Here is a 15270-nt window from a genome sequence, read left to right as displayed (position 1 = left end):
GAAGAGCTGAGTGATTACGGGCTTATTGCCTCATGAAAACTGTCTACAGTGTTGTAATCAGTAACTTCCCATAAATAATACCCCACTACCTCAAAGAGTTTGGTAAATAGAATTTAGAATTTGTGCCCCGCCAGCCCTCTTTAGAACGATCCAACTCATCTCAGTTTTCCGCTGTCAGCTTTAGTCGGTTGATTAAACAGCAGTCCGCCTAATTGTAAACCATAAAATTCCAAATTTATACTTTCAGTACTTGAGCTATCTTTGGGAAAACGATTTTATTCCAAAGAATATTATAAGCCAAAAAATAAACGATCCCCGCAACAGCCGTAGAGATATAGATCCCATTATCTCCAATTAATACGTAGCAGAAATAAGAAATAATGACCCATAGGCTCAATCCGGCTAAAGCCAAAACTAACTCTAGCTTTGATATCATCGTATAACGCCGTTTCACCTCTAAAATTATTCGCAAGCGCTCTTTTCTGGGCAAATTATTAAATTTAATTTTTGTTAATTTAATATCCCCTACAGCCATCAATAATCGCTCCTGCTATTGACTTAAAGGTTAGTGTTGTGGATGTCCCCGGCGGTATTTAAAAATTGAAATAGTCTAGCTTTAGCTTGTTTCTTTCTTTAGTGGTAATAGAGCAATAATCCCTAATAGTGGCGGGCCACATGTAATAAGGCATGCCAAAAAGATATTTAAAGGAGGAAGAAAAAAGATCAAAAAACCAAACAGTATAGCCATTGCTATACTGAGAAGAGCAAAGCGCTCTTGATCAAGTAATTCACAACCGCAATTACTACAGGGGAGCATTGGATCAGAATCATAACTAAATTTAAATCGGTAAAACCAATTATGAGAGTGGTCACAGCTTGGGCACTTATGAGTAAAGATCAACATTAGCCTCCAATTAGGAAAGGAGCCTTAACCCCGATCATTACAACTAGATTTCCTATCAAAACTTACCCACAAAGTGCTTCACGAGCAAACTCTGAATAGCAGTATAATTCCAATCTCAAGTACAGAAAAGCCTCCAGTAACAAAGAATAGCATTACCGCTATTTACCTAAAGGAATTTAGAGTGTCTGTCCGTCGAATTCCTTACTGTTACGCCTATTCAGGCTTTGGATGCTCTAACTGTTACCGATACTTAAGCCATATATAGAAAACTTAATACCGAAACCCAGCCGAACTAGACTAGCCAGTACATTACTAGGGAGTTCACCGTAATGCCAACCCGATTTCCCACTGCTAAACCCGATATCAGCAACTTTATTTTCGCATAGATCAAATTGAACTCTTGCTTCATCAGATAAATGATCGAATAGAGACGCAGCCTCTGAAATAATGGATGCTAAGCCACTCACACGATCAGAACCTACCACTTCAAAATTCAATCGGTATATACCATCCAATTCATCGGAGCTAAGTATGGCAATCTTCCCCCCTAGCCCTTGAGCAAGTAGAGTTAGCCCTGAAGTAGATTGGAGCTCAAAATCGACATTAATGAAATGAGGTGTTGATTCTTGGTTCATCAGAATTTCACTCTAAATTTTAACATCGCTTACAGGTAAAATTGGGCTCAGTACAATGACGATAGCCATAAAAGTCGGGGGCAATTGTCCCTCATTTATTTTGCAACTGCCCCAACTCACTAGCCAACGCATCTAATCCTGCTTTGCCATATATATAGGATGGAAGATAAGAAACTATTAGTCCTCGCCTAAACTTTAAAAAATAATTCCCTACCGACACAAGCGTTATTTCATAGCGGCGCTCATCTTTAAATATCATTCGTGACCGATTAAGTATTGCAACGCCTTGTGTTATATCAATTGAAAAATCAGATATTGGCGACAGAAAAAATGATCCACAAGCGACTATCGCTACAAACGCTAAAACATAACGCCAATCAACGCCTTCAAACCCCAAACGCTCCACAAGCCACACCATCAGTAATACAAAAACTGCTGGCGCAATCAAACTTGTCACTTTATAAATACAAAAACGCCAATAAATTGGGTGTACTGAACTACTTATAGGCAACTCATTCAATTTTCTCACTACCCTTACCGCATTACTAATTTCAATTTCAACATCAGAGCTATGACTATTCGATGCCAGCGTAATATCCACATTATTCTGTCCAGTGATCAAAATTTTTTCCCTGTCGAGCGGCTAATACTAATACTTTAACAGCCGATACACCTTGAGCTGGAGCCTCTTCGGTGCTAAACATTTCGACTTTGGCTTCTGTGTCGCTCTACCTCCTAAAGTCGAATTCTGGCACGTAGTGCTCCATGGCGCTGGCGCGCCATACAGTTTAGCTAGTCAGCCGAATTAAGTGTGCAGCCCTTTGAGTTGCTGGAACGGTCCGACTCAATGTCAGCTTGACACTGTTAACTCTAAATATACCGATCAAAAAAACAGTAACCCGCCTAATTACAACCCATAAAAAAGCAGCTAAAGCCGTGAACTTTTAGCTGCTTTGAGGTTTAAACCCAGAGAACACTAACCTTTTGATTTAATAGGTTAGCGCTCTGGATGTCCCTAATTATTTTTGGCGAGATTTTTATTTACGACGAGAAAGCTTATTGTGATCAAAAATCAATGCATATATTACTAAAGGTAATGACGAACATAGCCCCCAATAGACAGGCTCTAAATACATCCAGCAGGCTATCAATTGACAGACAAAAAGTAGCATAACAAATGCTTTGTTTGATAAAAAATTTCTTAATGGTTCAACCACCATATACGCGGTAAGATAAACCAAAATAGAAAGCAGTAATAATGGCATTTTATCCCCCAAATGCAGATATCCCCAAAATTGCTCCAATTAACCAGCAGCTCCCGCTACCCCCGTCACCCTAGCGGGTAACATAATCGAGGACAGGCACCAGTCAAATAAGTAGAAGAGTATAAAGAACTCATTATCTAAAACAATGCGCTATTTGACTCCAGCTCAAACATTATCTAGTGTTAATCCATAAAGTACTGGATAAGCAACCATGACTCAACCGCGTAGCCAATTGGTATCAATAGACGATACCCCTTTCTATAACATTACAAGCCGCTGCGTTAGGCGGAGTTTTTTTAAAGGCAATATCTAGGATAGGCAATATCTGGGCAATATCTAGGACATCCATAACACCAACGAACGATCTCGCATTTAAAGGGAGCTTTGCTATACCTAAATAAGAGCTGTTTACTGGAGTGAATGATGACCAAGCCCAGAAAGTTAATCATGTCGCTAGATCAAACCCCGTGGTATCACTGTTATTGCAGGGCAGTTCGTCGAGGTTGGCTATTTGGCGAAGATAAGTTAACGGGTACGGATTACTCGCATCGTAAGGAGTGGGTAACGGATAAATTAGCTGAGCTAGCCGATATTTTTGCGATTGATGTGGCGGCGTATGCGGTGATGTCAAATCACTACCACCTTGTACTGCATATGGATAAGCCCAAGGCCGATAACTGGAGTGATAAAGTCGTTATTCGCCGCTGGATGCAGCTATTTAAAGGCCATGATTTAACCCTTAAGGTGTTAAAAAATAAACCGTTGAGTGAGGCTGAGCAATGGAAGGCCGACGAGTTAATCACTGAATGGCGTAGCCGCTTATGTGACATTAGTTGGTTTATGCGGTGTTTGAATGAACATATCGCACGACTCGCCAACGTTGAAGATAAATGCACCGGCCGTTTTTGGGAGGGTCGCTTTAAAAGCCAAGCGTTGCTAGACGAGCAGGCGATTATCACGTGTATGGCGTATGTCGATTTAAACCCTGTACGCGCCGGCATGGCAGCACTGCCAGAAACCAGTGATTTTACGGCGATTCAGCAACGCATTCAGTCTTTGAATAAACCCGCTAAAAAAGCCGAAGATAAAAAGCCCATTAGGTTAGCTAAATTCTGTAACTCACCTAAAAAGAATCACCTTCCCACCGCTGACACGGTGCATCAAGGTCAGCGCGCTACAGGTGTTATTCCCTTTTACTGGCGCGATTACCTCGAATTAATTGATTGGACTGGACGGGCAATATTACCGAATAAAAAAGGCGCTATCGCAATGGCAGAGCCTAAAATATTGCAGCGTTTAGATATTAATTGCGATGATTGGTTAGATAACATGCCGCGTATCGAAAAGGACTTTCATCACTGCATTGGTCGCGGCGATGCCATAAAACCCTGCGCCGAAAAGCTAGAGCAATGTTGGGTCAAGGGCCTTGGCGCTGCTCGCCGAATATTTGGCTGTTAGGTCGACTTTTTCGTTAACCGCACGAGATGCGGCAGCAAGTCGATATAAGGGGCGAGGAAACAATATATTACCCACTAATACTTGCTCTCTACTTCCTCATCTTCGTTACTCAAAGTGTTACATGCCTCGCCCCTAACCCCCTTTCTAATTCCTGAATTGTCATTTAAGAGCGGCTAAACTCATTTTTTAACGAGCGTTACCTGTTGTTACTGAGGAGTATGATTCTCGGGCTACTGGACTATCTTGTCTGAGAATTCTTGAGAGGTATTAGTTTTGGGTGTCCCCAATTTTCCCCCCAGGGAGTAGCTCTAACAAACAGTTTAGGCCTCCTCCATTGCGTTGCTTGTTTTGTGCTTTTTTGCTACGCTCGCATAAAGTAAGCAACGCAGTGGAGGAGGCTTACCCGAGCGTTTGGTTTTTAGTCGCAGTGTTGTTAATGTCTAAGTTATTTAAATCAGTAGCTGCTATTGCAGCTTTCATATTTTGTGTTCAAACATCAGCAGAGGAAAATAAATTGAATTCTAACCACCAAATTTTTGAAACCGTTAAGTGGAAATCTAAATCAGGTATTCCAGATGAAAAAATGATTGATGCTGTGAATGCAATGGTCTTAGACTTGAAAAGTTTAAAAGGCTTTTTACATCAATCTTTATACAAAGATGCTAATGAAGTTTGGGTTGATGTTTACTATTGGGAGACAGAAGAAGATGCCCATGCTTCTAATGTAAGCATGAGTGATAAAACATCGTTTAAAAATTTAATAGATTTAATTGAATCTGATAGCGTATCGATTGAGATCTTGCATCCGTTACAGTCTTCCGGTAATCATACTTTTAATCAGTAAAACTTAAATCTGGGGCCAGGAGTTTCTATCTCCTGGCCCCAGATCACACGGCACGTGGGTCCGTATATCTGAATAGGGATATTCAAGATTAGCCTTTGCCGGAAAAAGTCGAGGGCGGTTTTAAAAAAAATAAATGAATTGGCCGATTAGGGGCGTGCACGGAATAAGTTTCTGGAATTTGGGTTTTTGGGTACTTGCTTGACGAGGCAAAAATATGGCGTAATAGCCGGCTATTGCAAATATTTTTAACGACGGCAAGCGTGCACCCAGAAGTTCAAAAGCGGGAAGTTATTTCATATGCGCCCCTTAGCTCCCCCTCACACCGATGTTGGATATACGATTCCGCCGCTATACCTTAAGGCACCCCTAGTTATTTTCTCAATTTCACCACGATCCACGTTCGCTTTTATACCCTGTCTTGGCCGACCCGTAGGGGCTTTTAAGGTCGGGGTAGTTTACGGATGGGACAAACCGAGCGGTGGAGCCTGGTTTAAACAGGCAATCCAGACCGCTGTTTTTTAAAGTCGCAAGACCGGTAATAGCGTTATCTTCGCTAGCAAATAAGACATAATGAAGCTTACGATTATGATGCACGCAAATGTCAGTAATATGTTTTGATAATTTCGTTATGGGCGTGATATCTGGAAAACCCAATTTACGCAGGGCTGTAGCGGCCAGTAGGCTCTCTCGAATGTCATTGCTTTTGGCGTTACGTGTTTCATAGAGCTTACCGGTTGTAAATATTTTAACTTGCATCTCTTTCTTCCTTTGCTGAGTGATGAGGCGATAATAGTTTATCCAATTAGGCGAAGGGGTCAGCTTTTTTAACAAGGGGCACTACAATAGTCGCATGCTTGAGCCTATAGGGGTACCGCCATCAAGCATTAGTGGATGAACGCTTGTTCCCTCGTCGCTAGCGTGACGATTAATGTCAAAAAATACAGCTAGCCTTGTTCCCGCCGAAGGTTTACAACATACCATTGGGCAATATCTTAATTTTACTAATAACACAAAATGTATTTTTAATAAAATTGCAGCGCCCTAACCGTATCGAAAATAACGCGCTACGGATACGCACCCAAAGGATTCTACATTATCACTTATCGTCAGTAAAATAATAGCCTAACTGCCAAATAGTCGATAAGCGGTGCTTAAGGGGCGAGGTAATAATTGATTGTCCAATTAGGCGAAGGATTCCGCGTTCTCATCGAGGTGCTTAAAGCGGCGCATACCGAGGTATGTAACACTTTGAGTAACGAAGGGAGGAGGTGGAAAGCACGCCCTTAGTGGATAATGTATTGTTTTCTCGTCCTTAACGCTTGACCCCATTCGTAAAGAGACAGGGCATCACTGAATGCATTCTTATATGCCCTAGATTTACTGATGCTGATGTCGTTTTAAAGTATCAATTTTTAACAGAAATGGTAGAGCATTTTTTTGTTAAAAATGTGGCGTCTATGCGCACCATAAGCAACAATAAACCCTAAAAATATTTAGAGTTAATCCGGATTTTTTGTCAGGCGTTAATGCATCACCTATTAATGCCGATGTATTTGATGGCGCTAATGCTTAATACGAAAAGTTTTTGGGTTAAAGGCTAAAACACCTAGCGATAATTAATTTACCTTCTACTGAGCTCAATACATTAACCGTTACTCTGCATTAAATTTCGAAGTACAATGAAGATAATGCTAAAAAGGACGCGCCGAATATGGCGCGCCAAGCATTGGGCATCTGCGATTTTAGTGACTAACGATCATCAGCATCACGTGGAATAGAGGCCTCTACGGGTTCATTTAAAAATGTCGCGAACCCCGAAGCAACATAAGCGCGTTGGCTTGGGGCGAAACGCGGCGCTAATAGACCGTCATTGATTTCTCGTGTTACCGCGAAACGATTAAAGTCGGCGGCGGATAAGTACAAGTCTCGACCTGTTAATGTTTGCTCTCCGTTTTGGAATTCACTCAGAATGGCCGCTTCGCCAAAAGAAATGGCTCCATCACCATTGCGATCCACTTTTGCAACTTGATGTTGATATGCCATGTATAGCCGATCTGGCATTCCTATGCCCGGTGCAAAGGATGTGGTGCGAATAAAGACATCAAGAAAAATTTCATTAGCTAAATTGCTGGGAATAAAACGATTTCGAGTTTCAGCTTGAGTAAAGTTTACGCTGTCTTCAAAGCGATCGGGGTCTCGAGGATTAATGGGGTCATCACCTAAGGCTAGCGCTCGCTCTGGAGTGATCAAGGCTTCTGGAATGTTAGCGCTTAACAGTGATGCGGATGTCGGCGGTACGATTGACGGGCTCTGAACGGAAGGCTTTCCATCTAGGCCGCCGGTGAAGGGCAGCTCGTACAGTGGGAATGTCCAGTTGGTGCCGGGATTAAGCTCCCAGTAGGCGTGCACATCGGCTTGTTGTAATGAATTAAATGCGCCAATGCTTACCGGATAACCAACAGTATTGCCAATATCATTTTCTGCAAAATTATCTTCTTGTGATGGGAAGCGTACGGCCTGACCATTTAAAGTAAAGATACTGCCTAGGCTATTTACTCCTACCTCAGAGCGTGCATTGAGTGCTGCATAATCGGCTTGTGTCAATGTGCCCCAGGGGTTCGCACCTGTTGGGTCTAACTCGGCAATAGTGGTTGGCACCGTTAAATCACGGATCAACCAGCCTTCATACCAACCTGCTTCATTATTAATGACAAATAGACCTGAGATATCGGTAAATACATCGATAAAGGCCGCCGGGTCACGAAAGTCTTGTGGGTCGCCAGGTAGCCCTTCTTTGGGCTCAAAAACCATGCGAACACTGCCTATGGTGGGTAAATTTCCATTAGCAACATTTGCTCCAGTCGCGAGTGCTTGGTCATTAATACCTTCAATCCCAGCGGTAAAAGGATTAGGCTCGAATTCGGTGGTATCGAGGTTGTAATAAGCAAATAGTTGACTGGGATCGTCGGCTTCAGAAAATACAGGAAGTACAGTTTGGGAGTGCGGTCGACGCTCCAGCTCGACTAAGCGGTCACATAAGCCTTTTGGGAGTGGTCTGATATCTTCTCGCCGGAGTAATTGCCGAATTTCACGAGGATCATCGTGCCTAGCTCTAGAGCATCGTTTTTGACGCTGCTCTCTTTTAATTTTTTTTAGTTCTTTTATTAATTGATGTTTACTCTGTGCAGTATGATTACTAATGCCATAACTTTCAGCTGATGCATTAAAGCTAGTAAATAAGCCCATGCTTAAGCTAATGGCTAATGAAAGTTGATTTCATTTTTGCATAACGTTTTTCCTTGGTGGGTTATTTATACCATCTGTTTTCGGATCTAATTAACGCATGCATGAAATTTAGAATCATCACAAATGTATAACGATTGTATGAAGCTTTGTGATCATTAGAGTTTTCAGGGGGGGGGCAGTAGGCCAATAAACGATAGGGCATTCATAACCTGCTAAGGGGCGTGCATGAAATAACTTCCTGTTTTTGAATTCCTGGGTGCACGCTTGCTTTCGTTAAAAATATTTGCAATAGCCGGCTATTACGCCATATTTTCGCCTTGTCAAGCAAGCACCCAAAAACCCAAACTCCAGCAACTTATTCCGTGCACGCTCCTAAGCGGTAACAAAAAACTCAAGGTGTCGCTGCAATTAAAATACTTCAGGGTTTGTCGGTTGTGGTGATGGTTGGCGAAATAATATTACGCATATTGAAAAAACTTTTATTGTTGTGTTGGGTGGAGGGATTTTATAAAGCCTTACACCGAAAACTTAGATCAATGCTGAGTGTAATTTTCGATGATTTTTTTGCTCGTTAGATAATATTTTGATATGGCCTACACCTTGAAAACTCCTCTCCATATCTAAAAATATTACTGCTTATTCTAGTATTATTTTTGCTTAATCATCGACTCGAGAGTACTTGATATGATAGCTAAGGGGCGAGGAAATAATAGATTGTCCCATTGGGCGTAGGGCCATCCTTACCTTCGTTGCCCAAAGCGTTACGTGCCTGGATAGCTGCTCCACGACATTATGCTCCTCGGTAATAGCTCCTGCAGTACCCTAATAACGTATATCCCTATACGGATGCAATGTCTAATAAGGGGCTTCCTGCCTCAATGCGTTATTCCCATAACCTGCTTCCCTGCAGGCCCTCTTCGCCTAATTGGATAAACTACTATTGCCTCGTCCTTTAGATCTTTATACTCCGGATCGAGTTTAGATGTGTATGTCCTCGATTGTCGTTACTTCCTTGTTGGCGATAATCTTCCTTCTGGGTCAGCAGTTAACTCTAATCCAAAAAATTATTAGGAATTATAAAATATATGAAGTGGATGCCTATTTATACGTTGGGCCTTACGGTTGTTCTATCGGCAAATGTTGCTGCGGTTTATGCGGCAGAGCGTACAACTTACGATAATGAGCTGGCAGTTGATGTCGGAATGTCTGTGCAAAATGGTGGTTTTGAGCCTAAATACCATGGGGTTACTTTAAATTACAGTCAGCCGAATACATTTTTTCGCCAGCAGGGGCGACGGAATATTCATGTTGGCTATTATGGCGGTTACTACGGTGGTGTGGATTCAAAAGATAATTTAGCTGGTGTGACCTTATTGGGTTTGTCGCAAGATGTCATTTTTGGTGGAGAGAAATACTATGGTTTCTTGGGCTTAGGGGCATTTATTGGCGACGATGGTACAGAGCGTATAGGGTCTAAATTTGTTTTTCGGGAACGGTTGGGCATGGGGTATAGGTTCGAGAGATATACGATGGAATTGTTTTTCATGCACTATTCAAATGGCACTTTACAGGAACCCAATATAGGTGAGAACTTTCTATCATTTTCCTTGGGGTGGCGATACTAGCCTTGGAGGCTCTAGAGTGAATAAAATGAAAGGATGTTCAAAACCCGATCCGTGTTAAGTTAAAAAATCTCAGTTATTAGCTATACCTAAATCACTCGATGGTGCTAATTTCTGATATTTTTTCAGTTATTATTCTAATCATCAGCTTCCCTGGAGGCTGACTTGCCTCCACTACTTTCGCTAAGTTGGGTTAAAACCGATCACCTTTCTGCTAATTTTGTCATAGCGGGATAAATAACTTCGCCTAATATAGCGTCTTGTAAATGGGAGTTATTAATTGATATTCGTTGGCTTAGCGGGTGAGTTGTAATTGATTGTTCGCGACTATTATCCCTTTGAATTGATTTAGCGATTAGGTCATCTTGCTTTGATAACCTTCGCCGTAGTTTTGCACTAACGTCTGCCGGTACAAAATATAATACATAAAAACTGCCTGTATTTTGTGCTGATTCATGAAGCAAGTCCCATGTTTGTGGGTTACCGTTATTTGCATAAAAGTCTTATGGGTGTCATCGTTTTCCGTAAAACGCACCGCGTGATGCTGGGCGAAACGTGCTCAGGAGCAGGTGTGTAGCTCGGTGTGCCGTTATCTAGCGGTTAATTTTAATAATAAGAGTAAATAATGAAAGCGACTTATTTAGCACTATTATCAAATTTAGTATTTCTTGCTGGATGTAGTAATTTTACCGCCTGCAAGGATTGTACTGTCGTGCCTACGGCTACCCATAGCAGTGAATTGCATACCGCTTATCAAGGGGCTTTTTTAATCGGTAGTGCGCTAAACGAAGATATAACTCAGAGCGATGGCAGTAAGCTTCAGGGTATCGCCATCCGTGAATTTAACAGCATTACGCCTGAAAATGTCATGAAAGCCGAAGTTATTAATCCGAAGCCTGGCGAGTACAACTTTGGCCCAGCTGATGAATTTGTCGAATTTGGCCAGCAGAATAATATGTTTATCGTTGGTCATACCTTGGTTTGGCATAATCAAACCCCTAGCTGGTTTTTTTTCCACAATAAAAAACCTAATACACCCGAGCAGCAAATTGAGCGTATGCGGCAACACATAGAAACTGTTGCAGGCCGTTACGCGGGAAAAGTTCAAGCATGGGATGTTGTTAATGAGGTTATAGATAACGACGGGTCGTATCGGCCTACCACATGGGTGAACGGCATCGGTGATGGCGACACGCTGGTTAAATATGCCTTTAAATTTGCAGAGCAGTACGCCCCCAATACAGAGCTCTACTACAACGATTTTAATGCTTGGCGGCCGGCAAAAGTTGCCGGCATTGTGCGTATGGTAAAAATGTTGCAAGCTGAGGGCATACGCATAGATGGCGTAGGAATACAGGCACATTGGGGGCTGAATTTTCCAAAGCGTGAATATATTGAAGAAGCCATAGATGCTTACGCGGCACTTGGCATTAAAGTTATGATTACAGAGTTGGACATCGATGTTTTGCCTTTAACTAAAGAGGGGCAAATTATTGGGGCTGGTATGTTACACCCACAATTTCAGCTCGAAGAATTTGAAACGTTTTTAGATCCCTATACTCATGGTTTACCACTGGCGGTAGAGCGACAATTAACAGAGCGCTATGCCGAGCTATTTGAATTATTCTACGCTAAGCGGGATAAAATAAGCCGTGTAACGCTTTGGGGTATTCACGATAGCATGTCATGGAAAAATGATTACCCTATTGCTAATCGCACTAACTACCCATTGCTTTTTGATCGTAAAATAAATGCAAAGCCTGCGCTAGAATCTGTGCTATCCATTCCCTATCAAAAAGCGGTAAAGTAAAGTTCTCTACTAATATACAGGCATGTTCATAACCGTAATAGTCAGGCTTGAGTTTTCAATTAAGAGATTCCTTAAGTGAAGCTGCCTCGGTCCTATTACGGCCATTGTGTTTGGCGTGGTAAAGAGCAATGTCGATGCGCTTAAGCGCGCGTTCAAAATTTTCGTTGTGCGCTTTAATTCCGTAGCCGATACTGACAGTGATAGTAAGGCTTTTCCCCTGTGTCTGGATAGGTGTCGTAGCAGCAGTTTGACACACAGCATTGGCAATATTGCGAATGCTTTCTTCGCTGCTGCCTGGGCATATCAAAATAAATTCCTCTCCGCCCCAGCGCCCAAAAGAATCGCTGCCGCGAATGGAGGTATTAATGCTATCGCTTAAAGTTATCAGTACATCATCACCCACGTCGTGACCAAAATTATCATTCACAGATTTAAAGTGATCAATGTCGATAAGTATGAGTCCTACAGTCGATTGTGTTCCCAGCTTGGGAATCATTTTATTCACAATGTTGTGAATGCCTGCGCGATTTAATAAACCAGTAAGTGGATCGGTAATCGACAAATTTTCAAATCTATCGGATCGCATTTTATAGCGTCCAAGCATAAAAATTATCCATCCGAGTAATGCAATTAAGAATACATATATTGAGTGTGCCCATGCTGTTTGCCACAGTGGCGGCAATATTGTTATTTTTATTACCGCTGGTTCGGAATCCCAATCTAGCCCTACATTGCTTGCTTTAACCATAAAGGTATAAGAGCCTGGGTTTAAGTTTGTATAAGTGGCAGAGCGTTGCTGGCCTATATGAATCCACTCCTTATCAAAACCTTCTAGAAAATAGGAATAACGATTGGTGCTTACATGGCGAAAATTTAATGCCGAAAACTCAAAAGTAAACATGCGTTCATTATGTGAAAGTTCTATATTTTTAGTTCTGTCAATAGTTTTTTGTAATACATTGGTTCCGTCGTCAATGCGAATGGGCCTTGCTAAAACTTTGAGTTCGGTTATTTTTATTTCTGATTGATATTTAGTATTATGTAATTTGTCAGGGGTAATAATGTATAAACCGTTTGTGCTGCCAAATAATAATTGCCCTGTTGTTGTAAGTAGGGATGCGCGGGGGTTTATTTCGCCGAGGGGTTGACCTTGGTAGCGGGTATAGTTGGTAAAGGTTTTAGTGTCGCGATCAAAGGATGAAATACCTCTTTTATGCCCAACCCAAAGCATGCCAAGATTGTCTTCAATAATTGTACGTATGGTACCGTTTTCAATTCCGTAGTCATCGCCGTAGCGTATAAGTTCATAGGTTTTGGGGTCGTATTGATAAAGACCGTTGTCCGATCCTAGCCACATTAATCCGTTTTTATCTTGAAAAATACTGAGGATGGATTGATCGCTAGTACCATTGTATAAATGTTCTGTTCCTTGTGGGCGAGGGCACTTACCCGTATCCGGGTTAAAGAGGCAGATGCCGCTTAAAGTGGCCAGCCAAATACGGCCATCTGTACTGATGCTAATATCCCAAATTATTTCTGCCGGTACGTTATTATTATTAATATGTTCATCGGAAGTGTAATGGTTGAATACCGCTAGCTCGGTATCAAAAATGGCTAGCCCTGCGTTATGGGTGCCAAGAAAAATATGGCCTTTTTTGTCGTCCTTAATTGTCCATATGTTACCACTATTAACTTCAGATGCTTGGCTATATCCGGGTATTTTTTTATATGTGAAAGGGTAGCGAATAATCTGGTCGTTGTTCACATTCATACGATTAATGCCTCCGCCCCACATGCTAAGCCATAAATAATTATCTTTGAGATAAGTGTCTAATATCGCATTACTCGCTAAAGTGTTTGGGTCATTACTGTCGTGTTTATAATGTGTATAGCTATTGGTTTTTAAATTCCAATAATTAAGGCCTCCACCATCAGTGCCCAACCAAAAATTATTGTGTGTATCTTCACTAATGCTCATGATGGAGTTATGGCTTAAGCCATTTTCATATCCATTTTTCTGATTTACATGGCTCAGCCCTATCGTTGATTGATCTAAATAATGGAGGCCCGAAGGATAATTCCCGATCCAAATGTCTCCTTGTGAGTCTTCGTATATTGTTCGTATAGTATTGGAGCTTAAGGTGCCCACTTGCCCGGCCTCATGCTGTACATGCGAGAACGAATCACTTTGAGGATTGTATAAGTTTAAACCTGTAGAGTCAGTGCCAACCCATAGCTGATTTTTTGAATCGTTCAAGAGAGTCAATACGGTATTACTGCTTAAGCTTTGTGGGTTGTTTGCCTCATGATTGTAAATACGCGATTGTTGAGTGCCGATATTGTAGTGAATGAGTCCACCGTTTGTTCCCAGCCACAATCCATTATTGTTATTGGGTTTAAGTGCGTGTACTGCAAGATCACTTTGATTTTCTATGTTTTTAATTTTTATGGTTTGGAACGTCTTTGTTGTTGAATCAAAATGATTGAGACCTTTGCGTGTGCCTAGCCAAATATTTCTGTCGTCTTGTACCCATATCGAATAGATGGTGTCGTCGCTTAGATTGCCCTGAGTATCTGTGGATTGAGTGGTGTATAAGGTGCTTTCATGAGTTACTGGATTAAATATTTTAAAGCCCTGATAAGAAGCAAAAATAATATCTCCATTATTCAGTTCGGCAATATCATTCACGTAAAAACCTGTAGTACGATCTTGACTAATATTACTGAGTAAATTGGTTGAGCGATCCAGCTCCAAAATCCCTACCGTGGAGCCTACCCATAATCGTTTTTGGCTATCTTCAAATAACTTAGAAATATGACGTACTTCAGTAATGTATTGCTTAGATTCTTCAGCAATATGGATGTGTTCGAAATTATAGCCATCGTAGCGATACAAGCCCGCGTCGGCTCCAATTAACATAAAGCCATCGTGCGTTTGTAATATGGCTCGGATATCCCCTAGTCCATCGTCATTCTCGCTTAAGCGGTTTTCAAAAAAATATTGGCTCTTTATTGCTGAAGTGAATACGTCGGCGGCAGTGGTGGTTGCAAAAAGGGTGAAGAAGATCAAGGTGGCAGAAAGGTTTGAGCGTACAAATAATCGACAGGCACGCGAAGGCAGCTTGTACGCAATATATCGCACACGCTGTAATACTTCACTCAATGTCCGCCCCATCAAAACCTCGACTCTATAAGATCAATAGACCCTACCTAGAGTCTAGACGGCGAAAGCGCTTAATAGATAAGATTGTAGGGTGATGGAGAAAACATTATTGTTCTAGCAGTTTGCCATTGATTTGCTTATAAGCGACACGGAATTTTAGTGCTAGGGGGAAGGCAGTGGCGGCCTATCAATTTAGGCGGGCCTTACTGGGAAGCTGATAATATTCGAGTGGTGCAGGTATAGGTTGTCGAGGTTAGGGGCGTGCATTAAATAACTTCCCGTTTTTGAATTCCTGGGTGCACGCTTGTCTTCGTTAAAAATAT

10 protein-coding genes are annotated in these 15270 nt (G+C 41.7%); 4 read left to right on the top strand and 6 right to left on the bottom strand.

Features of this window, described 5'->3' with window-relative positions; genetic code table 11:
• Nucleotides 1–235: 235 nt before the first annotated feature.
• The 3 genes from AC3A8L_RS12675 to AC3A8L_RS12665 form a co-directional block, all read right to left on the bottom strand.
• Nucleotides 236–535, bottom strand: coding sequence for a hypothetical protein (locus tag AC3A8L_RS12675; RefSeq protein WP_487962630.1), 300 nt, complete (start codon nt 533–535; stop codon nt 236–238).
• A 602-nt stretch (nt 536–1137) separates the two neighbouring features.
• Entirely contained in the window at nt 1138–1539 is a 402-nt protein-coding gene (locus AC3A8L_RS12670; protein WP_487962629.1) for a hypothetical protein, read from the bottom strand.
• A 91-nt stretch (nt 1540–1630) separates the two neighbouring features.
• Nucleotides 1631–2140, bottom strand: coding sequence for a hypothetical protein (locus tag AC3A8L_RS12665; protein WP_487962628.1), 510 nt, complete (start codon nt 2138–2140; stop codon nt 1631–1633).
• A 1084-nt stretch (nt 2141–3224) separates the two neighbouring features.
• On the opposite strand from AC3A8L_RS12665, the gene AC3A8L_RS12660 reads away from it, so the two are divergent.
• Nucleotides 3225–4262, top strand: a complete 1038-nt coding sequence (locus AC3A8L_RS12660) for a transposase (RefSeq protein ID WP_487962627.1) — start codon at nt 3225–3227, stop codon at nt 4260–4262.
• 436 nt (nt 4263–4698) lie between these two features.
• A complete protein-coding gene (locus AC3A8L_RS12655) occupies nt 4699–5106 on the top strand; it encodes a hypothetical protein (RefSeq protein WP_487962626.1) in 408 nt (135 codons plus the stop codon).
• 384 nt (nt 5107–5490) lie between these two features.
• On the opposite strand, the gene AC3A8L_RS12650 is transcribed toward AC3A8L_RS12655, so the two are convergent.
• Together AC3A8L_RS12650 and AC3A8L_RS12645 are read right to left on the bottom strand one after the other, a co-directional pair.
• The gene (locus AC3A8L_RS12650; RefSeq protein WP_487962625.1) at nt 5491–5862 is read right to left on the bottom strand and encodes a hypothetical protein; all 372 of its coding nucleotides are present in this window, start codon (nt 5860–5862) and stop codon (nt 5491–5493) included.
• Nucleotides 5863–6855: 993 nt separating this feature from the next.
• Entirely contained in the window at nt 6856–8352 is a 1497-nt protein-coding gene (locus tag AC3A8L_RS12645; protein ID WP_487962624.1) for a WW domain binding protein 11, read from the bottom strand.
• Nucleotides 8353–9437: 1085 nt separating this feature from the next.
• Here AC3A8L_RS12645 and AC3A8L_RS12640 point away from each other — a divergent pair.
• Nucleotides 9438–9977 (top strand): acyloxyacyl hydrolase, encoded by a 540-nt coding sequence (locus AC3A8L_RS12640; protein ID WP_487962623.1) that lies wholly within the window; start codon nt 9438–9440, stop codon nt 9975–9977.
• Nucleotides 9978–10599: 622 nt separating this feature from the next.
• Complete coding sequence (locus AC3A8L_RS12635; protein WP_487962622.1) at nt 10600–11784, top strand: endo-1,4-beta-xylanase; 1185 nt, start codon at nt 10600–10602, stop codon at nt 11782–11784.
• 55 nt (nt 11785–11839) lie between these two features.
• On the opposite strand, the gene AC3A8L_RS12630 is transcribed toward AC3A8L_RS12635, so the two are convergent.
• Entirely contained in the window at nt 11840–14947 is a 3108-nt protein-coding gene (locus AC3A8L_RS12630; protein WP_487962621.1) for a diguanylate cyclase domain-containing protein, read from the bottom strand.
• Nucleotides 14948–15270 lie beyond the last annotated feature (323 nt).

This window comes from Marinagarivorans sp., assembly GCF_982758155.1.
The sequence above is the reverse complement of the archived record's forward strand: the minus strand, read 5'-3'. Positions and strand labels throughout refer to the sequence as shown.

Bases quoted from the DNA above. Each gene is read 5' to 3' on its own strand.
- AC3A8L_RS12675 (WP_487962630.1), bottom strand. From the start codon at position 535: ATGGCTGTAGGGGATATTAAATTAACAAAAATTAAATTTAATAATTTG.
- AC3A8L_RS12670 (WP_487962629.1), bottom strand. From the start codon at position 1,539: ATGAACCAAGAATCAACACCTCATTTCATTAATGTCGATTTTGAGCTC.
- AC3A8L_RS12660 (WP_487962627.1), top strand. From the start codon at position 3,225: ATGATGACCAAGCCCAGAAAGTTAATCATGTCGCTAGATCAAACCCCG.
- AC3A8L_RS12655 (WP_487962626.1), top strand. From the start codon at position 4,699: ATGTCTAAGTTATTTAAATCAGTAGCTGCTATTGCAGCTTTCATATTT.
- AC3A8L_RS12650 (WP_487962625.1), bottom strand. From the start codon at position 5,862: ATGCAAGTTAAAATATTTACAACCGGTAAGCTCTATGAAACACGTAAC.
- AC3A8L_RS12645 (WP_487962624.1), bottom strand. From the start codon at position 8,352: ATGGGCTTATTTACTAGCTTTAATGCATCAGCTGAAAGTTATGGCATT.
- AC3A8L_RS12640 (WP_487962623.1), top strand. From the start codon at position 9,438: ATGAAGTGGATGCCTATTTATACGTTGGGCCTTACGGTTGTTCTATCG.
- AC3A8L_RS12635 (WP_487962622.1), top strand. From the start codon at position 10,600: ATGAAAGCGACTTATTTAGCACTATTATCAAATTTAGTATTTCTTGCT.